This window comes from Klebsiella planticola ATCC 33531, from assembly GCF_000735435.1.
In the GTDB taxonomy this organism is placed as follows: domain Bacteria; phylum Pseudomonadota; class Gammaproteobacteria; order Enterobacterales; family Enterobacteriaceae; genus Klebsiella; species Klebsiella planticola.
The window spans coordinates 1-20,214 of record NZ_JMPP01000055.1; the positions used below are offsets into that span (position 1 = coordinate 1).

21 protein-coding genes are annotated in these 20,214 nt (G+C 59.8%); 7 read left to right on the forward strand and 14 right to left on the reverse strand.

Annotated elements, in window-relative coordinates:
• Positions 1–152: 152 nt before the first annotated feature.
• Positions 153–920: a phytanoyl-CoA dioxygenase family protein gene (locus GRPL_RS05330; protein WP_032688440.1), complete on the reverse strand. Its 768-nt coding sequence runs from the start codon at positions 918–920 to the stop codon at positions 153–155.
• A 250-nt stretch (positions 921–1,170) separates the two neighbouring features.
• On the opposite strand from GRPL_RS05330, the gene GRPL_RS05325 reads away from it, so the two are divergent.
• Entirely contained in the window at positions 1,171–2,004 is an 834-nt protein-coding gene (locus GRPL_RS05325) for an AraC family transcriptional regulator (protein WP_032688441.1), read from the forward strand.
• An 8-nt stretch (positions 2,005–2,012) separates the two neighbouring features.
• On the opposite strand, the gene GRPL_RS05320 is transcribed toward GRPL_RS05325, so the two are convergent.
• The 8 genes from GRPL_RS05320 to hpxU form a co-directional block, all read right to left on the reverse strand.
• The gene (locus GRPL_RS05320) at positions 2,013–2,918 is read right to left on the reverse strand and encodes a GGDEF domain-containing protein (RefSeq protein ID WP_032688616.1); all 906 of its coding nucleotides are present in this window, start codon (positions 2,916–2,918) and stop codon (positions 2,013–2,015) included.
• Positions 2,919–3,255: 337 nt separating this feature from the next.
• Positions 3,256–4,518, reverse strand: coding sequence for an allantoate amidohydrolase (hpxK, locus tag GRPL_RS05315; RefSeq protein ID WP_032688442.1), 1,263 nt, complete (start codon positions 4,516–4,518; stop codon positions 3,256–3,258).
• Entirely contained in the window at positions 4,515–5,756 is a 1,242-nt protein-coding gene (locus tag GRPL_RS05310; protein WP_032695698.1) for a pyridoxal-phosphate-dependent aminotransferase family protein, read from the reverse strand. Before GRPL_RS05310 ends, hpxK begins: the two co-directional genes overlap by 4 nt.
• A 15-nt stretch (positions 5,757–5,771) precedes the next feature.
• A complete protein-coding gene (locus GRPL_RS05305; protein ID WP_032688443.1) occupies positions 5,772–6,509 on the reverse strand; it encodes an amino acid ABC transporter ATP-binding protein in 738 nt (245 codons plus the stop codon).
• Positions 6,490–7,146 (reverse strand): amino acid ABC transporter permease, encoded by a 657-nt coding sequence (locus GRPL_RS05300; protein ID WP_032688617.1) that lies wholly within the window; start codon positions 7,144–7,146, stop codon positions 6,490–6,492. Before GRPL_RS05300 ends, GRPL_RS05305 begins: the two co-directional genes overlap by 20 nt.
• Positions 7,146–7,811 carry an amino acid ABC transporter permease gene (locus GRPL_RS05295; protein ID WP_032688444.1) on the reverse strand — a complete coding sequence of 222 codons (666 nt, stop codon included), beginning with the start codon at positions 7,809–7,811 and terminating at the stop codon, positions 7,146–7,148. The genes GRPL_RS05300 and GRPL_RS05295 overlap by 1 nt, the downstream gene beginning before the upstream one ends.
• Before the next feature lie 9 nt (positions 7,812–7,820).
• Entirely contained in the window at positions 7,821–8,606 is a 786-nt protein-coding gene (locus GRPL_RS05290) for a transporter substrate-binding domain-containing protein (protein WP_032700344.1), read from the reverse strand.
• A gap of 213 nt (positions 8,607–8,819) precedes the next feature.
• The gene (hpxU, locus tag GRPL_RS05285; protein ID WP_032688446.1) at positions 8,820–9,659 is read right to left on the reverse strand and encodes a MurR/RpiR family transcriptional regulator HpxU; all 840 of its coding nucleotides are present in this window, start codon (positions 9,657–9,659) and stop codon (positions 8,820–8,822) included.
• Positions 9,660–9,826: 167 nt separating this feature from the next.
• Between hpxU and hpxW the strand changes: the two genes are divergently transcribed.
• Genes hpxW through hpxZ form a run of 4 tightly spaced genes read left to right on the forward strand, consistent with a single transcriptional unit; the run spans position 9,827 to position 13,385 of the window.
• Entirely contained in the window at positions 9,827–11,410 is a 1,584-nt protein-coding gene (hpxW, locus tag GRPL_RS05280; RefSeq protein WP_032700345.1) for an oxamate amidohydrolase, read from the forward strand.
• Positions 11,411–11,419: 9 nt separating this feature from the next.
• Positions 11,420–11,608, forward strand: a complete 189-nt coding sequence (gene hpxX / locus GRPL_RS05275) for an oxalurate catabolism protein HpxX (protein ID WP_032700346.1) — start codon at positions 11,420–11,422, stop codon at positions 11,606–11,608.
• Positions 11,605–12,999 (forward strand): AtzE family amidohydrolase, encoded by a 1,395-nt coding sequence (locus GRPL_RS05270; RefSeq protein WP_032688449.1) that lies wholly within the window; start codon positions 11,605–11,607, stop codon positions 12,997–12,999. Before hpxX ends, GRPL_RS05270 begins: the two co-directional genes overlap by 4 nt.
• A complete protein-coding gene (gene hpxZ, locus GRPL_RS05265) occupies positions 12,999–13,385 on the forward strand; it encodes an oxalurate catabolism protein HpxZ (protein ID WP_032700506.1) in 387 nt (128 codons plus the stop codon). Before GRPL_RS05270 ends, hpxZ begins: the two co-directional genes overlap by 1 nt.
• A 34-nt stretch (positions 13,386–13,419) precedes the next feature.
• Here hpxZ and puuE read toward each other — a convergent pair whose 3' ends face one another.
• From puuE to GRPL_RS05250, 3 genes are read right to left on the reverse strand one after another with little or no spacing between them, the layout of a single operon-like run.
• Positions 13,420–14,352 carry an allantoinase PuuE gene (gene puuE / locus GRPL_RS05260; RefSeq protein ID WP_032688451.1) on the reverse strand — a complete coding sequence of 311 codons (933 nt, stop codon included), beginning with the start codon at positions 14,350–14,352 and terminating at the stop codon, positions 13,420–13,422.
• Positions 14,353–14,362: 10 nt separating this feature from the next.
• On the reverse strand, positions 14,363–15,112 hold the full coding sequence (gene hpxA, locus GRPL_RS05255) for an allantoin racemase (RefSeq protein ID WP_032700347.1): 750 nt from the start codon (positions 15,110–15,112) through the stop codon (positions 14,363–14,365).
• Positions 15,112–15,828 carry a GntR family transcriptional regulator gene (locus GRPL_RS05250; protein WP_032688455.1) on the reverse strand — a complete coding sequence of 239 codons (717 nt, stop codon included), beginning with the start codon at positions 15,826–15,828 and terminating at the stop codon, positions 15,112–15,114. Before GRPL_RS05250 ends, hpxA begins: the two co-directional genes overlap by 1 nt.
• Before the next feature lie 145 nt (positions 15,829–15,973).
• Here GRPL_RS05250 and GRPL_RS05245 point away from each other — a divergent pair, with 145 nt between their 5' ends.
• Positions 15,974–17,467 carry an NCS1 family nucleobase:cation symporter-1 gene (locus tag GRPL_RS05245; protein WP_032688456.1) on the forward strand — a complete coding sequence of 498 codons (1,494 nt, stop codon included), beginning with the start codon at positions 15,974–15,976 and terminating at the stop codon, positions 17,465–17,467.
• Between the two features lie 107 nt (positions 17,468–17,574).
• The gene (guaD, locus tag GRPL_RS05240) at positions 17,575–18,891 is read left to right on the forward strand and encodes a guanine deaminase (RefSeq protein WP_032688457.1); all 1,317 of its coding nucleotides are present in this window, start codon (positions 17,575–17,577) and stop codon (positions 18,889–18,891) included.
• Positions 18,892–18,924: 33 nt separating this feature from the next.
• On the opposite strand, the gene uraH is transcribed toward guaD, so the two are convergent.
• Positions 18,925–19,251, reverse strand: a complete 327-nt coding sequence (gene uraH / locus GRPL_RS05235) for a hydroxyisourate hydrolase (protein ID WP_032688458.1) — start codon at positions 19,249–19,251, stop codon at positions 18,925–18,927.
• On the reverse strand, positions 19,248–19,748 hold the full coding sequence (gene uraD, locus GRPL_RS05230; RefSeq protein WP_032700348.1) for a 2-oxo-4-hydroxy-4-carboxy-5-ureidoimidazoline decarboxylase: 501 nt from the start codon (positions 19,746–19,748) through the stop codon (positions 19,248–19,250). Before uraD ends, uraH begins: the two co-directional genes overlap by 4 nt.
• Positions 19,749–20,214: the final 466 nt, after the last annotated feature.

Here is a 20,214-nt window from a genome sequence, read left to right on the forward strand (position 1 = left end):
TCTCCCCGGTGGCGCTACGCTTACCGGGGCTACAGCCGGTGCACACCGTAGCCGGGCAAGGGATTTACCCCGCCGCCAGGAAGCAACCGTTTCGTAGGCCAGGTAAGGCGTAGCCGCCACCTGGCAAAAAACGGACATCATGGCGCACCGGGTTACTCCACATCCAGCAGCCATTTTTGCGCCGGCGTCAGGCGGCTGGCGGTTTCCGGCTTTAACCAGAGCCGCTGGTCCTGCTGCGCGCTGTCCTGGCGGTCAATGTATAAACCGTGCAGCACCCGTCTTCTGCTGCCGGTGATATTGCAGGTTCCGCCGTGCCAGGTATGCGCGTTATAAATCATCACGCTCCCCGCCGGGGCGGCAAACACCACCTCATCCGGGTGCGGCAGTTCAGGGTCGCTCAGGACCTCTTCGGGCAGTTCCGGACGCAGATGCGTACCGGGAATAATTCGCGGGGCGCCATTCTCGGCGCTCAAATCATCGATTGCCCAAATGGTATTGACCAGATGCACTTTGGGAAAATCGGGACGCGGTTTTTTCCAGTCGGCATGTAGAGGCTGGTGGCCGCCGTTAACCAGCGCCTCGCGCGCATTCAGGCTGGACACTTTAAAGTCGCCCTGAAAAATATAGCGGCAGGCCGACAGCACCAGCGGATGGGACCACACCTTCTCCCAAATCACCCCTTTATTCACCAGATTGGCAATACGCGTCGCGGTCGCCTCCTGATGGTGTTCCATGGCCAGGTTATCTCCCTCGCTCTCGACAAGCGCATCGATGAGCTCGCGCATCGCCGCCAGCCATGCCGGGTCGGCCAGATGATGCACCACGGTATAGCCAAGCGTATCCAGCTCCTGTTTCATTTTGGCGGATAAGGCGATGTTGGCGCCGAGGGCATCCAGATAGACAGCAGATTGATGTTCCATATTTCCTTTCCTTAACCTTTCTATAACACGAAATAAACTCTAATCGTCGGCCAGGGAAAAAACATGAGGCGATTCCTACGAAAAACTGGACATCCGTACGCGGGGAGACAAAGTGTGATGATCATCAAACTCTGAGCTTCGGGCGGCCGCAGGCCGGCTCCGGGCGCTCAATCGGGCGATCTAAAAGAGATCTGCGGGTATTAAATAGATTATATTCAACAGGATAATAGTTCGCTCTCGGGGTGAAGGGATGATTGAAGATCTGCCGGGTATTTTAAATCGTCTGGTCAATCAGAAGGACAGGCTGCTGGTCAGGTTCCCGGAACCGGATATTTCTGTCCCGGAACTGGCCTATCAGGTCGCGTTTCCGCGTCTGGAAATTGTGCTGGAGGGGGAGCTGCGGGAGAACGGTTTACCCTTGTCCGATATGGTGCTGTCAACATCACAGGTGCTTTATGTTCAGGCGGGAAAATGGACCTGTCCGCAGTGGACCGGTCAGGCATCGACCTTAAGTATTTTATTTGGCAGGCAAAAGCTGGGGTTTTGCATCCAGCACTGGGACGGTAAACGGCTGCGAACGGAGAAACAAAGCGTCGCTCGCCTGGGACCGCGCGTGGGCTCTTATCTGCTGCTGGCGCTGAACGAAATATGTCTGCAGCCAGACCCGGTCACCGCCCGGCTGGTGGTGTCGGCGCTGCTGAGCCACTGCCTTGAACAGCTGGTCGGCCTGGAGATGCGGGTCAGCCGTAGCCGCGACCTGTTTATGGCGGTACAGGATTATCTGGAGGAGAATCTCAGCCAGCCGTTAACCCGCGAATCGGTGGCGAAACGTTTTCATATCACCCCCAACTACCTGTCGCACATTTTTCAGAAGTCGGGTTCCGTCGGCTTTAACGAATACCTGACCCGCGTCCGGCTCGAGCAGGCCAAAAAGCTGCTGCGGGGTTACGATTTAAAAGTCAAAGAGATTGCCCATAACTGCGGTTTTGTCGACAGTAACTATTTTTGCCGGGTGTTTAAACGCTATACCGAACGCTCCCCTTCTGAATATCGCCGCCATTGTCGCAGCGCGCAGCAGGGATAGCGGCGGCCTCAGGATGTGGCCCACTCGACGCGTCCACGGCCGTTATGTTTCGCCTGGTAGAGCGCTTCATCCACCTTCTTAATAAACGCATCCTGCGCTTCACCTTTTTCACGCATGCCGACGCCAATGCTGACCGACAGCGGATAATCATGATTAATCAGAATGGAGCGGACATTCTCCAGAATGGACTGCGCCAGGTTGCGCACCTCTTCGGCCGGCATCCCGTCAACAATAATGGCAAACTCTTCGCCGCCAATCCGGGCCGGCAGAATTTTATCGCTGGTTAATTTTGCCAGCTGTTTACCCAACGCAAATAGCACCTCATCGCCCACCAGATGGCCGTAGGTATCATTGATGTTCTTGAAAAAATCAATATCCAGAATCATCAGCGCCAGCTGGTGGCCCTGTTTTTCCCGGATGGTATCAATGAAAAAACGCCGGTTAGGCAGTTGAGTAAGCTCGTCTTTTAACGATTGAGAACGCGCGTCGACGTACAGCACGTTAATACGCTCGATAATTTTATAGATGCCGATGGTCGTCAACAGCATGCCGGAAAGACGGAGCAGATCTTCGCAGTAATAGCCCATCCATTTCGGCTGGACAAATATTTCGTCCATTACATCAAAGGTACAGCCGGCTATCCAGAGCAACAGCCCGTAGCGCACCCAGTTTACCGCGACATAACTCATTCTGACTTTTGCCGAAATCCATAACATAAACACCAGGAACAATAAGGCTAACAGATCAATATACAGCCCGGCGTTGGCGAAGATAACGTCCCAGGGACCTAATGGTTTCGAAATCACAATACACAATGCGGAAACGGCGATAATTATCAGTAATGCGGAGAAAAGATTCATCCCGGAACGGGAGGACTGCGTCTGTATATTAATACTCTGTTCTGAATTCAGCATCGGCATGTCTCTCGTCAGCAGCATATCTTTTCACAAGTAGCATAACAGTCGGGGAATTTTCAGCGAATAAAAATGATGATTATCTGAGGGTTAAAGGCGTCATCGATGCTTAACAAGAAGAGCAGACTGACCCCGCGGAATGATTCCAACTGACTACCAATCCATGGCGACGAGGTCAGTGCCGCGGATGGTATAGAGTTCATCATCCGCATATTTAGCACTTTGTGCTACTTTCGGGTAAAAATAGCCCGTCACTTCGGTCAATCAGCCGCCGCTCAGCGGCCCTCAGCGCGGCGCCGGCGCAGAAGAAGCCGCTAGTGCGACCGCGCGGGACGGCTTATGCGTTTTCGGCCAGCGCCCGCGTCGCGCGGCGAAACGCCGCAATAGCCAACGCCACATCCTGGCAGGTAACGGATTCCGCCGGGTGGTGGCTGACGCCGCCTTTGCAGCGCACAAACAGCATGCCTACCGGCCAACGTTCGGCGATGGCGATCGCATCGTGCCCGGCGCCGCTCGGCAGGGACAGCGAGCGCCCCTGAACCTCGGTGACGGCTTGCGTCAACACCGCCTGTAGCCGCCGATCGCAGGCGGTCGCGGCGATGTGGTAGAACGCTTCGGCGGCAAAGCGCAGATGGCGACGGGCGGCTATCGCCTGCGCGGCATCCAGCAGCGTGGTGAGCAGCGCGTCGAGCGGACCATCCTGCGGACCGCGAATATCCAGAGTCAGCGCCACCTCGCCGGGAATGACGTTAACCGCGCCCGGGGCGCAGCGCAACGTCCCCACCGTAGCCACCAGGTTTCCCCCGTGCTGCCGGGTTGTCGTCTCAATGAGGACCATCCATTCGGCAGCGGCGGCCAGCGCATCCCGACGCTGGCTCATCGGTACCGTTCCGGCGTGGCCCGCTTCGCCGGTAAAACGGCAGTTCAGGCGGCGGGCGCCGTTGATGGCCTCCACCACGCCGAGCGCCAGCTCCGCTTGCTCAAGGCACGGCCCCTGCTCAATGTGCAGCTCGAGATAGCCGGCGATATCCGCCGTCGGACGCGCCGCCAGGCCGACTCGCGCAGGATCAAGTCCGGCCTGCGCCATCGCCTGCGCCACGCTGATCCCCTGAGCATCGGTCTGCGCCAGCCAGCTCTCCGGCCAGCTTCCCGTCAGGCCGCGACTGCCCAGCAACGTGATGCCAAAACGGGTCCCTTCTTCATCGCAGAAACCGACAATCTCTATCGCTTTCGCCAGGCGAAGCCCCTGCCGATGCAGGTTTTCCACCACGTCAATCGCCGTAAGCACTCCCAGCATGCCGTCATAGCGCCCGGCATTGCGTACCGTATCCAGATGAGATCCCAGCAGAATTGCCGGCGCCCCCTCCTGCTCGCCTTCATAACGCCCGCAAATGTTCCCGACGCTATCCTGCCAGACGGTCATTCCCGCCTGCGTCATCCAGCGCGCCACCTGCTGATTGGCCTGCAAATGCTGCGGCGAGAGATACACCCGGGTCAGCCCTTCTGCCGTTTCGCTGATCGCGGCCAGCTCATCGGCGCGGGCCATCACCCGCTCCGCGGCCGCCATCATCTCCGCCTGCTGGCGTGTTGATTGATTCATCGCGCACTCTCGCTGCAATAGTGATCCCACGCCGCCTGCATCGCCGCTCCCTGGGTGGTAGAGAATTTCAGGTAATTCAGTACTGACTCCAGAGCGCTGAGCGTGGTCAGCACGCAATCTTTCCGCGCGTTATAGCCCATGGTGCCGATGCGCCACACTTTGCCATGCAGCGGGCCAAAGGAGGTGCCGATCTCAATGCCGAAATCTTCCAGCATTAGCTTCCGTACCTGGTCACCGTTGATGCCCTGCGGAATCACCACTCCGAGCACGTTGTTCATCTTATGTTTCAGGTCGCCAAAGGTCTCCAGCCCCATCGCCTGAATGCCTTTGAGCAGCGCATCGCCATGCAGCTTATGTCGGGCGATCCCCCGATCCAGCCCCTCCTGCAGGATCAGTCGCGCGCATTCGCGAGCGCCAAACAGCGCCGATGTGGCCTCGGTGTGGTGATTCAGGCGCTCCGGCCCCCAGTAGTCCATCACCATGCCGAGGTCGAAGTAGTTGGAGTAAACCATCTCATCCACACCATCAAGATGGGCGTCGGTACGAATGCCCTCCTCCACGCATTTGCGGCGGCGAATCACCTCCTCCATGCGCGCGCTGAGGGTAATCGGCGAGGTACCGGACGGGCCGCCGAGGCATTTCTGCATCCCTGCGGATACCGCATCCAGCCCCCAGGCATCGGTCTCCAGGGCATTGCCGGCCAGCGAGGCGGTAGCGTCGGTGTAAAACAGCACCTCGTGACGGCGACAGATATCGCCCAGCTCCGCCAGCGGCTGGAGCATGGTGGTCGAGGTGTCGCCCTGTACCGTCAGCAGCAGGCGCGGACGCACGCGTTTGATGGCGTCTTCAACCCGATCGGGGGTGAAGACTTCGCCCCACGGTACCTCGATAGTGTGAACCTCGGCGCGACAGCGGCGGGCGATTTCGCACAGCAGATGGCCGAAGCGGCCAAATACCGGCACCAGCACCTTATCGCCAGGGCGAATAGCCGACACCAGAATCGCTTCGATTCCCGCGCGCGAGGTGCCGTCCACCAGCATCGTCCAGCGATTTTCGGTACGGAACACCCCGCGGTACAGCGCCATAACCTCATTCATATAGTGGGTCATCGCCGGATCGTACTGACCAATCAGCTGGCTCGACATGGCGCGCAGCACGCGCGGGTCGGCGTTAATCGGCCCTGGCCCCATCAGCAGGCGCGGCGGCGGGTTGAGTTGCGAAAATTGAGCGATATCCATTTTAGAGTCCTTTGATTAATTCAGGCCGCGAACGGAGGAGATAAACTGTTTCAGTTCATGGGTCTGCGGGTTGGCAAACAGCGTTTTACTGTCACCCTGCTCCCAGACCCGTCCCTGATGCATAAACACCACCCGATCGCCCACTTCACGGGCAAAATTCATTTCATGGGTGACGAGAATCAGCGTCATTCCCTCGGCAGCCAGCTGCTCGAGAACCTTGAGCACTTCGCCCACCAGTTCCGGATCCAGCGCCGAGGTAATCTCGTCACACAGTAACACTTTTGGCGACATCGCCAGCGCGCGGGCAATCGCCACCCGCTGCTGCTGGCCGCCGGAGAGGCTCGAGGGATAATAGTCCAGCCGATCGCCAAGGCCGACCTTCTCCAGCATCCGCTGCGCCAGCTCACGACATTCGGCGGCGCTTTTTTTCAGCACCCGTCGCGGCGCCAGCATCACGTTCTCCAGCGCGGTCATGTGCGGAAACAGGTTAAAATTCTGGAACACCATCCCGACGGAACGGCTGATCTCGCGGGCCTGCGAATCGCGGTCGGTAATGGTCATGCCGCCCAGCTTAATGCTGCCGTCCTGATACCCTTCCAGCCCGTTGATGCAGCGGAGCAGCGTGCTTTTCCCCGAGCCGCTACGGCCAATAATCGAAATGACCTCGCCCATCTCGATGTCCAGATCGACACCTTTGAGCACGTGGTTGTCGCCGTAGTACTTCTGCATCTGATTAATGGTGATGAGAGGCATTGAATTTATTCTCCAGATAGCGGCTGTAGCGGGACAGCGGGTAGCACAGAATGAAGTAGCCCAGCGCCACCAGCGCAAAGACTTTAAACGGCTGATAGGTCACGTTGGTCAGCATCGTGCCAGCTTTGGTCAGTTCGACGAAGCCGATAATCGACGCCAGCGCGGTGCCTTTCACCACCTGCACCGCAAACCCTACGGTGGGCGCAATGGCGATACGCAGCGCCTGCGGCGCAATGACGCGAAACAAGGTCTGGGCGAAACTGAGGCCCAGACAGCGCGAAGCTTCCCACTGCCCTTTCGGCAACGCGCGAATGCTGCCGAACCAGATATCGAGTAAAAAGGCGCTGGTGTAGAAGGTCAGCGCCAGCGACGCGGCGGTCCACGGCGAGACGTCAATGCCGAACAGCGCCACGCCGAAGAAGGCCAGAAACAGCTGCATCAGCAGCGGTGTCCCCTGAAACAGCTCGATATAGCCGCGAATCAGGCGCTTAACCTGGCGTCCGCCGGTGAGGCGCAGCAGCAGCAGCGGCAACGTCACCAGCGCGCCGCCAATAAACGCCACCAGCGACAGCAGTACCGTCCAGCGGCCGGCCAGCAGCAGATTGCGAATAATATCCCAGTCAGTAAAGGTGACCATCATGCCTGCACCCCCAGCCATTTTCGCCCTGCCGCCATCAACAGCTGACGCATGGTTATCGAAAGCACTAAGTAGATCCCCGTCGTCACCAGATAGACCTCAAAGCTCAGAAACGTCCGCGACTGGATCAGGTTGGCGGCAAAGGTCAGCTCTTCATAAGAGACCTGCGACACCACCGACGATCCCAGCATCACGATAATGCATTGACTGACCAGCGCCGGGTAAATCCGCTGCAGCGCCGGCGGCAACACCACCCGAATAAAAGTCTGCGTGCGGCTCAGCCCCAGCACACGCCCGGCCTCCCACTGGCCTTTTGGCGTCACCTGGATCCCGGCGCGAACGATCTCGGTGCTGTAGGCGCCAAGGTTGACCACCATCGCCAGCAGCGCGGCTTCGCCTGCCGTCATCTTCAGCCCGAGGTTAGGCAGACCGAAGACGATAAAGAACAGCTGAACCACAAACGGCGTATTGCGGATAAGCTCCACGTAGCCGCCCCACAAACGGCTGAACCAGGATGGCCGCCCGCTACGAATAGCGGCGCCGAAGATGCCGATAGCCAGGCCGCCGACCGTCGCCAGTACCGTCAGCTGAACCGTCACCCACAGTCCCGCCAGCAGCTCCGGCCAGTGCGGCCAGAGCGCAGAAAAATGAAGTTGTTCCGTCATTCACTGACCTTATGCGGAAAAGTCGGCGGGCAACGGCGCTTTCAGCCACTGCTGAGACAAATTGTTCAGGGTACCGTCTTTCATTCCCTGCTCGATCAGCGCATCGACTTTCGTTTTCAGCGCCGGCTCATTCTTTTTCAGACCAATCACGCACGGCGAATCTTTCAGCATAAAGCTCGGCACCGGCGCTTTAGCCGGGTTTTGCCGGGAAATCGCCGCCACCACCAGGTTACCGGTCGCCACGTACTGCACCTGGCCTGACAGATAAGCCGACAGCGTGGTGTTGTTGTCTTCATAGCGTTTAATCTGCGCCTCTTTCGGCGCAATGCTGGTCAGCACCATATCTTCCACCGCGCCACGGGTAACGCCGACGGTTTTGCCGCCGAGCGCCGCCGCATCCTTCAGCTCTTCCCCTTTCGGGCCGAATACGCCAAGGAAGAACGGCGCATACGGGCGGCTGAAATCAATCACCTTCTCGCGCTCCGCATTTTTGCCGAGGCTGGAGATAACCAGATCCACTTTATCGGTTTGCAGATAAGGCACCCGGTTGGCGCTGGTCACCGGCACCAGCTGCAGCTTGAGCTTCATCTGACTGGCAAGATAACGCGCCATATCGATGTCATAGCCCTGCGGCTGGAGATCGGTCCCCACCGAACCAAACGGCGGGAAATCCTGCGGAACCGCAATGCGAATCACGCCGCGCTTTTCGATATCCTGCAGCTGGTCGGCTTTCGCCGCTGTGATTTGCGTGAACAGACAAGCGGCCCCGGCCAGTGCGATCAGCAGTTTTTTCATGATGTTTACCCGTTACGTTAGTATGAAACAAAAGATTCTTTAAATAAACTTCTGCAACTAATGTGCCAGATACAAAAAATGGGAGGGTCACGGCGCAAAGCGCGAGAAAAGAGAGAAGAAACAGGAGATAGCGGAAAACAGCGGGGAAACGGAGTTCATTCCCCCACTATTTTATTGCACCATAAAAGAGCAAAGCACCAGCCTGAGGCCCCATTATCGTTGCTCAAGCTCGTCCAGCTGCTGATAAAGGGTGGCGATATCGTGGATGCGCGGGCGGCCTTTATCGAGAATTTCGTGCAGGAACGCATTCGCCAGCAGGTTGATCAAGCTGTTTACCGAACTGTAGCTGTCATAGGCCGAGACGCTATCCAGGGGAGCACACAGCTGCCAGCGGGACAGCGGAAACAGGCTGTATGCCTGCGGTTCGCAGATCAGCAGTACCGGAATACCGCGCTGCTGGAGCTGTTGCAACAGCGGGCGAATAATGCGCGGACGGCGGCGAAAGGCCATGACCACCACCAGATCGTCCGCCGTCAGATCCACCAGTTCCTCGCTTAAGCTCTGTCCCGGCTGCGGCAGCACCTGCACCTGCCCGCGCGCCTGCAGCAGCTGCTGGCGCAGGTGCAGCGCCACCGGCCAGGAGTTGCGCATTCCGATGATCGCAATGCGCCGGGCGTTGACCATCCCGCTAATCGCCTCGGCAAACTGCTGCGCATCGAGCGCATTGACCCACTGCGTCAGATTCGCCATTTCCTGCTTATAGTGCCGCGCCAGCAGCGTGTTCCCCTGCACCGCATCGCGATGATCGGTCAGCGGCATTCCGCTCTGGCGTAACGTGCGCAGCTCATCGCGCATATCCTTATATTTTTCGTAGCCCAGCCGCTTAAACAGACGGCTCACCGTGGCTTTTGACACCCCGCTCAGCTGCGCCAGCTCAGCGCTGTTATAGCTAATCAGGTCGTCGAAGTGATCGAAAATAAAATCCGCCACCCGCTGTTCCTGAGGCGACAATGAGGCATATTGCCCTTTCAAGCGTTCATCCAGTTGTTCCATACAGCCTCTGTAACTTTTGTTTCATCAAACTATACATGATGAGAGCGCTTTCATAATGCATGCCAGTTTAAGAAAAAGGGCCGCCCCTCCCGACGAATGAAACTTTACGCTCAAAGTGGAACAGCTTTTGCAGCGCTGACATCACCTTTGGATCATGAGGACAACCCATGCAGAGTAATGTATCCGCCCACGGAATGGCGGTCGCCCCGCACCATCTGGCCAGCCAAAGCGCGGTTGCCGTGCTGCGCGAAGGCGGCAGCGCGATAGAAGCCATGGTCGCCGCGGCGGCCACCATTGCGGTGGTTTACCCACATATGAACGGCCTGGGCGGCGATGGCTTCTGGCTTATCGTCCCGCCGGAGGGCGAACCGATAGCCATTGACGCCAGCGGCGCAGCGGGCTCGCTGGCCACGCCGGAAGCCTACGCCGGGCTGGCGCAAATTCCGCACCGCGGACCGCAAGCGGCGCTGACCGTCGCCGGGACCGTCAGCGGCTGGGATGAAGCGCTGAAGGTGTCGCAGACGCTGACCGGAAAAGCGCTGCCGCTGGCGCGCCTGCTGGATGATGCGATTCGCTATGCCGCTGACGGCACGCCGGTGACGGCGTCCCAGTCCAGCGCCAGCGCCGGAAAACTCGCCGAACTCCATGACCTGCCAGGGTTCGCGGAGACCTTTCTGGTCAACGGACAACCGCCGGCCGCCGGCAGTCGCTTTCGTCAGCCCGCGCTGGCATCGACGCTTAAGCAGCTGGTCGACGATGGCCTCGACAGTTTTTATCGCGGCCCGCTGGCCTGCCGTCTGGCTGCGGGGATGGCGGCCTGCGGGTTGCCCATCACCCTTGCCGATCTACAGCAGCATCGCGCCCGTCGCCCTGCGCCGCTGAAGCTTCAGCACCAGCACGGCGAACTGTGGAATCTGGCGCCGCCAACGCAGGGACTGGTCTCGCTGGCGATCCTCGGGATTACCGACCGGCTGGCGATGCACGATGCCGATGACGCGCAGACCGTGCACCGTATCGTCGAGGCCACCAAGCAGGCTTTTGGCCTGCGCGATGCCCACATTACCGATCCCCGTCATCTCGACGTGGATATTCAAAGCCTGCTCGACCCGCAGGCGCTCCAGCAGCTGGCCGATAACATCGACGATCGGCAGGCCGTCCCCTGGGGGGCGGGAAAAGGCCCCGGCGACACCGTCTGGATGGGGGTGATGGACAGCAGCGGGCTGGCGGTCTCCTTTATTCAAAGTCTTTATCATGAGTTTGGCAGCGGCGTCGTACTGCCGGATAGCGGGATCGTCTGGCAAAACCGCGGCGCCTCGTTCAGTCTCGACCCCGCACATCTGCTGGCGCTGGCGCCAGGCAAACAGCCGTTTCATACCCTCAACCCCGCCGCCGCACGCCTCAACGACGGCCGGGTCATGGTATACGGTTCGATGGGCGGGGATGGCCAACCGCAAACTCAGGCGGCCATTTTCACCCGTTACATCCTGCAGGGCATCCCGCTGCAGGAGAGTATTTCGCGCCCGCGCTGGCTGCTGGGCCGAACCTGGGGACAAACCTCAGATTCACTGAAGCTGGAAGGCCGCTTCGCGCCGGAGAGCATCGCCCGTCTGCGGGCGCTGGGTCATGACGTGGAGGTGCTGGCCGATTATAGCGAAGCCATGGGGCACGCCGGCGCCATCGTCCGTCATCCCAACGGCCTGTTTGAAGGGGCGTCCGATCCGCGCAGCAACGGCGCCGCCGCCGGTTATTAGGAGACGAACATGACCCATAGCGTAAACGACTGGCGCACTTATCTGGCGCAAATGGAACACCTGCTGGCACTGGAGCTGGACGACACCCGCCGCGCTGAGCTTCAGCTACAGTTCTCCCGTATTGCCGCCATGGCTGAGCCGCTGATGGCCTTGCCGCTCGATGAACGCCTGGAGATTGCCGGAGTGTACAAAGCATGACCCTGACTGAGATGACGATTGCTGATATTCAGCGCGCGCTGGCCGACGGTGAGCTGAGCGCCAGAGAGATTGCCCGCCGTACTCTCGACGATATGGCGCAGGTTAACCGGCGGATTAATGCCTGGACGCAGATCACCGAACGCCGGATGCTCGCCGAAGCCGACCAGATTGATGCGCTGCGTCGAACCCGCCAGCCGTTACCGGCGCTGGCGGGGGTTCCCTACGCGGTAAAAAATCTGTTCGACGTTGCCGGGGAAACCACCCTCGCCGGCGCACAGCTGTTCAGCGACCGCCCGCCTGCCGTCAACGACGGTTGGGCAGTACGGCAGATCTGCGCGGCAGGCGGTCTGCTTAGCGGAATGGTCAATATGGATGCCTACGCCTATGGGTTCACCACCGAAAACAGCCACTATGGCGCCACCCATAATCCGCACGATCCGCAGCGCATCGCCGGCGGCTCTTCCGGCGGTTCGGCAGCGGCGGTTGCCGCCGGGCTGGTTCACTTCTCTCTGGGAAGCGATACCAACGGCTCAATCCGCGTCCCGGCCTCCCTGTGCGGTATTTTTGGCCTGAAGCCGACGTTTGGCCGCCTGTCGCGTGCGGGCAGCCATCCGTTCGTCGCCAGCCTCGATCACATTGGCCCGTTTGCCCGCTGCGTCGACGATCTGGCGGCGGTCTACGATGCCTTACAGGGGCACGATCCCGACGATGATGCCCAGGCGGACGAAGCCGTTGCCCCCACTCGCCAGCGGCTGGAACGCGCGGCGGAGGGTCTGCGCTGCGGAGTGCTTGGCGGCTATTTCAGCGACTGGTGCGATAGCGACGCCCGTGCCGCGGTAGCCCGCGTCGCGCAGGCCCTCGACGCCCGGGAAGAGCATCTGTTCCCCGAGGCCGAACTGGCGCGTTCGGCGGCGTTTATCATCAGCGCCTCCGAAGGGGGCAATCACTATCTGCCGGCGCTGCGGCGTGAACCGGCACGCTTTGAACCGAACTCGCGGGAGCGTCTGCTGGCCGGGGCGATGATTCCTGCGGCCTGGTATCTTCAGGCGCAGCGTTTTCGCCGCCATGCCCGGCAGGCGATAAAATCGCTGTTTCACCACGTCGATGTACTCATCGCCCCGGCGACACCGTGCAGCGCCACCCTTATCGGCCAACAGACGATGACGATCAACGGCGAGATACTGCCCGTTCGCGCCAGTATGGGCATACTCACCCAGCCCATCTCGTTCCTCGGCCTGCCGGTGGTCACGGTCCCGCTGCGCACGGCATCCAACCGACCCATTGGCGTGCAGCTGATTGCCGCGCCGTTTAATGAACAGGCCTGTCTGCGCGCTGCGCGCGCTCTGGAACACGCGGGCATCACCGAGGCCCGCCCTGCGGAGAGAGCATGATGATCAATCAGGATAATATTAACCGGCCACGCGTTCTGGCCGAGGTAACCGCCGCTTTTTACCGCTACGAAGAGGCGCTGGTCAGCAACAACATTGCGGTGCTGGATGAGCTCTTCTGGCACGATAAACGGACGGTGCGCCAGGGGGCCGGCGAGAACCTCTACGGTATCGATGAAATTCGCGCCTTTCGCGCCGCCCGTCCGGCGGCGGGATTGCAGCGCGAATTACGCCACACCGAGATCGTCACCTTCGGCGAGGATTACGCGGTGTGCAGCACCGAGTTTACCCGCGCCGGCAGCGAGCGGATCGGCCGCCAGCAGCAAACCTGGGTCCGTTTTCCGTTTGGCTGGCGGATTGTTGCCGCGCAGGTCAGCCTGATGAGCTAACCCGGCGCTGAGCCGGGCTACCCGGGAACGGCCACTATTCCCGGAACGGATGGACTTCGCGCCAGTGGGTGGCGATCTGCTGGCGCGTACAGACCCAGACCCGCTCGTGCTGCTGGACATAATCGAGGAAACGCTGCAGGGCGCGGAAGCGCCCCGGCCGGCCAAGCAGGCGACAGTGCATGCCGATAGACATCATCTTCGGCGCCTCTTCCCCCTCTTCATACAGCACATCAAAACTGTCTTTGAGGTAAGTATAAAACTGCTCGGCGGTGTTGAAGCCCTGCGCGGTGGCAAAGCGCATATCGTTGGCGTCGAGGGTATAGGGGACAATCAGATGCGGCTTGCGCGAACCGTCGCCGCACTGCACCTCGGTCCAGAAAGGTAAATCATCGCCATAGTAGTCGCTGTCGTAATCGAAACCGCCGTGTTCCACCACCAGCCGTCGCGTGTTGGGGCTATCCCGCCCGGTGTACCAGCCGGTTGGCGGCTTGCCGAACAGGTCGGTTAAGACGTGCACTGCCTTATGCAAATGCTCGCGCTCCATGTCGCTATCCATATGCTGATAGTGGATCCAACGCCAGCCGTGGCTAACCACGTCGTAGTCGGCGGCTTTGATCGCCGCGACGATATCGGGGTGACGCGCGAGGGCCATCGCCACCCCGAACACCGTCAGCGGCAACCCGCGTCGGCTGAACTCCTGATGGATGCGCCAGAACCCGGCGCGACTGCCGTACTCATACAGCGAGTCCATCGACATGTGCCTGTCCGGGTAGCTGGCGGCGCCGATTATATCGGAGAGAAACTGCTCGGAACCGGCGTCGCCATGCAGAACATGGTTTTCCGCCCCCTCTTCATAATTAAGGACAAACTGCACGGCAATGCGCGCCTGGTTCGGCCACTGCGCGTGCGGCGGTTGACCGGCGTATCCTCGCAGGTCGCGAGGGTAATTCTGTGCTGCTGACGTCATCTGCCACCCCTTAAATTGAAAATGTATTGAATACCTGAAATTTACCGCTCAGAGTTTTGGCTTCCGGGAACGCTAAGTCCCCGCGTTTGCTGGTCGACAGACCCAGCGCCACCAGCGACTCCACCATCTTCACCGCCGCGCTGACGCCATCGATGACCGGCACCTGCAGTTCGCGGGTCAGCTCCTGGGCCAGGGTGGCCATTCCGCCACAGCCCAGCACGATGGCGCCGCAGCCATCCTCTTTTAATGCCTGGATACAGCGTGCGCGCACCTTCTCCTGCGCCACGCCGCTGCCGTCTTCCAGCGCCAGCACCGGCAGATCAATGGCGTGCAGACCGGAACAACGGTCGTAGAAGCCATATTGATGCAGCAGATGACGGGCGATAATCAGCGTACGCGGCAGCGTGGTAACAATGGAAAAGCGCGTGGCGACCAGCGTGGCCAGATGCATCGCCGCTTCGGCAATGCCGATCACCGGCCCCTGCGCCAGCTCGCGGGCCGCCAGCAATCCCGGATCGCCGAAACAGGCGATCACGTGACCCGAAACGCCCTGCTGGCGGCCGGCCTGAATCTGCTCCAGCACGCCGACGGCGGCAATGGCCTCATCAAAATGGCCTTCGATGGACGGCACCCCTTCCCGTGCCGAGACCGCCATAATCTCGGTCCCCGGCGCCGCCGCCATGCGGGCGGCGGTGGCGATGGTGTCGGTCATCCCGGGGTTGGTGTTGGGATTAATCACTTGTATACAAATAGCGGCCATCAGGACTCCTTGTCGCCGGCAAACAGCCGGGCAAAATCAGGCAGGCATTCACCAGCCCGCTCAAAGCAGAGGCTGGCAACGATATGTTCAAAATGGTGCGTTAACGCCGCGCTCAGGGGCGGCAGCGCTTTTTGCCGCAGCAGTTGGACAAGCTGCTCGTGATCGTCGCAGCGGCAGCCCTGACGCCACGGCGCTCCCCATGCCGCAATCACTAATGAAGAGCGCTGACTCAGGCGGGTCACCATTTCGGTGAGGACCTGATTGCCGGAAATGGCCTGCAGCTGAATATGAAATTCGGCGGAAAAACGAATCGCCGCCGGGCCATCGTAAGCTTCATGCGCCTGCTGCTCCTGGCGGATAATCGCCTCCAGCGCCGCCAGGTGCGGCGGCTGACAGCGGGCGATCACCTCGGGCAGGTTCGCCACCTCCAGCAGCGCGCGGGTGCGGAAGATCTCCCGCGCCTCTTCCACCGTTGGGCTGGCCACCTGTGCACCACGTTTGGGCGTTAATGTCACCATTTGCACAGCATTGAGTCGTTGCAGCACCTTGCGGATCCCGGTCCGGCTCACGCCGAAGACCTCGGCCAGCGCCTCCTCCGGCAACTTGCTGCCCGGCGGCAGCTGATGCTCCACGATGGCGGTCAGCAGGGCCTGATAGATGGATTCATCCTTGTCATGCAGCGCTGGCGCGGCCTGCTGACGGTTTTCATTACGCATTCACCCACTCCGGATTTTACTTTTCGATAGCCAATCGTATACATAAAATAAATTTCTTGTATACAAGATTAACGATTCTGGCCTGAATCCTGCAACAGCCTCAACCAGTAACGTAAAAGGGTTTTCATTCAGAGGAGCAGGTTTCATGCCAAACAGACAACATACCCATCAGGTTAAGGCCGCTGACTCCACCGTCGGCTACAGCCCACGGCTGTGTAATGAGGATCTGGCGCCGACGCGCGACCAGAACTGGAGCTGGTACAACATCTTTTCTTTCTGGATGTCCGACGTCCATAGCATGGGAGGCTACGTGGTGGCGGCGAGCTTCTTCACGCTCGGGCTGGCCAGCTGGCAGGTGCTTCTCTGCCTGCTGGTAGGAATTTGTATCGTCCAGCTGTGCGCCAACCTGGTGGCGAAGCCGAGCCAGATGGCGGGCGTGCCCTATGCGGTCATCTGTCGTCAGGCGTTTGGCGTCTTTGGCGCCAATATCCCGGCGGTGATCCGCGGGCTTATCGCCTTCGCCTGGTACGGCATCCAGACCTATCTGGCGGCCAACGCGCTGATGCTGGTGCTGCTCAAGTTCTGGCCTTCGCTGGCGACATTAACCGAAGCCACTTTCCTGGGTCTGTCGCACCTCGGATGGCTCTGTTTCGCCACCATGTGGCTGCTGCAGGCGATGGTCTTCTGGCACGGAATGAGCGCCATTAAGCGCTTTATTGATATTGCCGGACCGGCGGTCTACGTGGTGATGCTGGCACTGGCGGGCTGGATCGTATACAAAACCGGCTTTGACGGTATTTCCTTTACCCTGGCCAGCAAATCGCTGACCGCCGGCGAGCAGACCTGGCAGATGATCACCGCCACCGCGCTGGTGGTCTCCTACTTCTCTGGCCCGCTGCTGAACTTCGGCGACTTCTCGCGCTACGGCAAAAGCATGGGCGAAATCCGGCGCGGCAATCGCTGGGGTCTGCCGTTTAACTTCCTGCTGTTTTCGATCGTTACCGTGGTGATTGTCTCCGGCACCCAGTCGCTGTTCGGCCGGATGATCACCGACCCGATTGAAACCGTCAGCCGCGTGGGGAACGATCTGGCAGTCGCCATTGGTCTGCTGACGATGATCACGGCCACCATCGGGATCAATATCGTCGCCAACTTTGTCTCACCGGCATTTGATTTCTCCAACTGCTCACCGCAGAAAATCAGCTTCCGTACCGGCGGCATGATCGCCGCGGTCGGCTCCATTCTGCTCACGCCGTGGAACCTGTTTAACTCACCGGAGCTGATTCACTATACGCTGGATGTTCTGGGTGCCTTTATCGGCCCGCTGTTTGGTATTCTGATTGTCGACTTCTACCTGATTAAGCGCGGCCAGGTGTCCGTTGACGACTTGTTTGATGCCACGCCGCAGGGCCAGTACTGGTATCGCAACGGCTTTAACCCGAAAGCCATCGCGGCGTTGATCCCGTCGGTGGCTTTCGGACTGGTGATTAGCTTTATTCCGGCCCTGCATGAAGTGGCGAACTTTAGCTGGTTTATCGGCGTCTTCCTGAGCGGCGCGGCCTATCGTTGGATCGCCCGCGACGATCGCGCCCCCGCCGCATCGCGCTTTACCTCCCGCCCGCTTGCCCAGAAAGAGTAACGCCCCTCTTTGCCGCGGCACCGCGCCGCGGCATCTCCCTTCCGACAAACTGGCATTATTTTTGCTCAATACCCTTGCCCCTATCTGGAACAAAGAAGGTTGTCCTGATGATTGAGTACCACACCGCCGTTCGCGGCGCCTTTTTCGATATCGCCCACATCGCCGACAGCGCCGACGATATCGCTCGCCATGCGCGCTACCTTGATGATGGCGTGCTGTTTATCCAGCAGGGAAAAATTCAGGCGCTGCTACCGTGGCAGGAGGGCGAACAGTACCTGCATCCGCAAACAGGCTATCTCGATTTGCGCGGACAGCTGTTACTCCCCGGTTTTGTCGATGCGCACGTGCATTATCCGCAAACTGAGATGATTGGCGCCTTCGGCGAGCAGCTGCTGGAGTGGCTGACCACCTACACATTTCCGGTGGAGAGTCAGTTTTGTGATGAAGAGTATGCCGCAGAGATCGCGCAGTTCTTTATCAACCAGCTGCTGAGCCACGGCACCACCACCGCGCTGGTGTTTTGTACCCTGCATCCCGAATCCGTCGATGCGCTGTTTAGCGAAGCCCTGCGGCTGAATATGCGCCTGCTGGCCGGTAAAGTGATGATGGACCGCCACACCCCGGACTATCTGAGTGAAACGGCGGAGCAGAGCTACCGGCAAACCCGCGAGCTCATTCAGCGCTGGCACCATCGGGGCCGCCTCGGCTACGCCATCACGCCGCGTTTTGCCCCCACGTCGACGCCGGAGCTGCTGACCGCGGTTCAACGCCTGCGGGAAGAGTTCCCGGATACCTGGCTGCATACCCACCTGAGCGAAAATCTCAATGAGATAGCGTGGGTAAAAAGCCTGTGGCCGGAGCATGAGCACTATCTTGATGTGTATCACCACTATCGCTTAACCGGCCAACGCAGCGTATTTGCCCACGGAGTTCACCTCGCCGATGCGGAGTGGCGATGCCTGCACGAGACCGGCTCGGCGCTCGCCTTCTGCCCGACCTCAAATCTGTTTCTCGGCAGCGGTCTGTTCCGCTTGCCCACCAGTTGGCAGCAGAAGGTGCGTATCGGCATCGGCAGCGACGTCGGCGCGGGGACGACTTTCAGTATGCTACGCACTCTGGGCGAAGCCTATAAAGTGGCGCAGTTGCAAAGCTATCGTCTACGCGCCAGTGAAGCCTTTTACCATGCCACGCTGGGAGGAGCCCGGGCGCTGTCTCTCGATGAGAAAATTGGCAACTTCCAGCCGGGAAAAGAGGCCGACTTTGTCGCCATCACCCCTGGGGTGACGCCGTTGCAGCGGCTGCGCCTCTCCCGCTGTCAGGATATTTACGAACAGCTGTTTGTCCTGATGACGCTGGGCGACGAACGCAATATTCACCAGACCTGGGTCAATGGCGAGTGCGTCTGGCACACAGAGGCGGAATAAGTAAGCCCGGCTCGCTGCCGGGCGTTGGCACGCTCAGCTCCCGCGATAGGTTGACCAGCCGCCGGGGGCAATCAAGAACGGCAGATGGAAATGTTCATCCGCCTCTTCGGCAATCGCAAAATCAATCTGCGCGCACAGATACAGCGTCTCAAGACCGCCGCGGGTGAACCAGTCGCCAATATCCGCCACCAGCCGATAGCGGCCGGCGACCAGCTTGCCCGGTGCCAGCGACGCGATGCGACCATTCGCATCCGTGATGCCGCTGGCGATAGATTGCCCTCCCCGCAGCAGGTTGACCACCACCCCCTGTGCAGGCTTGCCGGTGGAAACATCCAGAATATGGGTACTCAACGTATTCATTCGCCAATGACTCCCGTTAGTCGTAATAACGTAATTTCACGTAGCTGCGCCAGCGCGCACGCAACCTCTTGCGCCGCGTTGTGGGTCAGCCGTTGCGTCAGCGCCTGCAGTATCTCTTCCCCGCTGCGACCTTTGGCACGAATCAGGAACACCCGGCCAAAGCGCGCTTCATAGCGGGCGTTGCCCTCCGTTAACGCCTGGATGAGCGACGCATCCCGATCGTTGACCGCCGCCTGTTCCTGCCGCGACAGCGCGGCATGTCCGTGCCGGGCGGCGGGTTTTTCGCCAATGCGCGGATGCGCGCTTAGCGCCAGATCCAGCTCCGGTTCGCCCCACGCCAGCGACTTCTGCTGCGCCACGGCTTGCAGCGTCGCCAGGTTCGGGTATGGCCGGGCCTGCACCAGCGCCGTCACCCAGGCGTCAATCGCCACGCACGGCTCCAGCAGATGCGCGGCCTCGTCGGCTGGCAGTTGGTTAAAGTCAGTAAGCAGGATCATTGTCCCTCCTTGCCGCCGCCGCGCGTTGTCCGCGTGATAACAACCCTTGCCGGGGCGTCGCCCGTCGTTGGCCACGCGGACAGGGCCCCGCGCCATTGTCCATTGCCCAGGCCGTCAACTGACCGCTGTTGTTGTTTTGCAACATCTCCATTCCCCCGTTTCACCTCAACGTTGTCTGCACAGTGCACAAAGCAGGCCAGAGTGGCGCCGCGGGCCGCCCGTCAATAGCGAAGCTCAATAACCTGTTGTTTATTAATGATAATTACTCGATATCGCTGTTACCTGCCCGCTCATCTGTTGTGCGCCGTTGATGAAACTTTCGATTCCATCATTATCCTTAAGAAATTTTTAGTTCAGAAAATGGCAATTGCCACCCTCTGACGCACCAGATAAGTGCAAAACCTCGCCGTGTTGTCGCCGCAAGGCCGATTTTAGTGCTTTGAGCAAGCTGGTACGCAAATTGCTC

What these genes read in the sequence shown, in the direction of transcription:
- GRPL_RS05330 (WP_032688440.1), bottom strand. Translation starts at nt 920, where the DNA reads ATGGAACATCAATCTGCTGTCTATCTGGATGCCCTCGGCGCCAACATC.
- GRPL_RS05325 (WP_032688441.1), top strand. Translation starts at nt 1,171, where the DNA reads ATGATTGAAGATCTGCCGGGTATTTTAAATCGTCTGGTCAATCAGAAG.
- GRPL_RS05320 (WP_032688616.1), bottom strand. Translation starts at nt 2,918, where the DNA reads ATGCTGAATTCAGAACAGAGTATTAATATACAGACGCAGTCCTCCCGT.
- hpxK (WP_032688442.1), bottom strand. Translation starts at nt 4,518, where the DNA reads ATGAATCAATCAACACGCCAGCAGGCGGAGATGATGGCGGCCGCGGAG.
- GRPL_RS05310 (WP_032695698.1), bottom strand. Translation starts at nt 5,756, where the DNA reads ATGGATATCGCTCAATTTTCGCAACTCAACCCGCCGCCGCGCCTGCTG.
- GRPL_RS05305 (WP_032688443.1), bottom strand. Translation starts at nt 6,509, where the DNA reads ATGCCTCTCATCACCATTAATCAGATGCAGAAGTACTACGGCGACAAC.
- GRPL_RS05300 (WP_032688617.1), bottom strand. Translation starts at nt 7,146, where the DNA reads ATGGTCACCTTTACTGACTGGGATATTATTCGCAATCTGCTGCTGGCC.
- GRPL_RS05295 (WP_032688444.1), bottom strand. Translation starts at nt 7,811, where the DNA reads ATGACGGAACAACTTCATTTTTCTGCGCTCTGGCCGCACTGGCCGGAG.
- GRPL_RS05290 (WP_032700344.1), bottom strand. Translation starts at nt 8,606, where the DNA reads ATGAAAAAACTGCTGATCGCACTGGCCGGGGCCGCTTGTCTGTTCACG.
- hpxU (WP_032688446.1), bottom strand. Translation starts at nt 9,659, where the DNA reads ATGGAACAACTGGATGAACGCTTGAAAGGGCAATATGCCTCATTGTCG.
- hpxW (WP_032700345.1), top strand. Translation starts at nt 9,827, where the DNA reads ATGCAGAGTAATGTATCCGCCCACGGAATGGCGGTCGCCCCGCACCAT.
- hpxX (WP_032700346.1), top strand. Translation starts at nt 11,420, where the DNA reads ATGACCCATAGCGTAAACGACTGGCGCACTTATCTGGCGCAAATGGAA.
- GRPL_RS05270 (WP_032688449.1), top strand. Translation starts at nt 11,605, where the DNA reads ATGACCCTGACTGAGATGACGATTGCTGATATTCAGCGCGCGCTGGCC.
- hpxZ (WP_032700506.1), top strand. Translation starts at nt 12,999, where the DNA reads ATGATCAATCAGGATAATATTAACCGGCCACGCGTTCTGGCCGAGGTA.
- puuE (WP_032688451.1), bottom strand. Translation starts at nt 14,352, where the DNA reads ATGACGTCAGCAGCACAGAATTACCCTCGCGACCTGCGAGGATACGCC.
- hpxA (WP_032700347.1), bottom strand. Translation starts at nt 15,112, where the DNA reads ATGGCCGCTATTTGTATACAAGTGATTAATCCCAACACCAACCCCGGG.
- GRPL_RS05250 (WP_032688455.1), bottom strand. Translation starts at nt 15,828, where the DNA reads ATGCGTAATGAAAACCGTCAGCAGGCCGCGCCAGCGCTGCATGACAAG.
- GRPL_RS05245 (WP_032688456.1), top strand. Translation starts at nt 15,974, where the DNA reads ATGCCAAACAGACAACATACCCATCAGGTTAAGGCCGCTGACTCCACC.
- guaD (WP_032688457.1), top strand. Translation starts at nt 17,575, where the DNA reads ATGATTGAGTACCACACCGCCGTTCGCGGCGCCTTTTTCGATATCGCC.
- uraH (WP_032688458.1), bottom strand. Translation starts at nt 19,251, where the DNA reads ATGAATACGTTGAGTACCCATATTCTGGATGTTTCCACCGGCAAGCCT.
- uraD (WP_032700348.1), bottom strand. Translation starts at nt 19,748, where the DNA reads ATGATCCTGCTTACTGACTTTAACCAACTGCCAGCCGACGAGGCCGCG.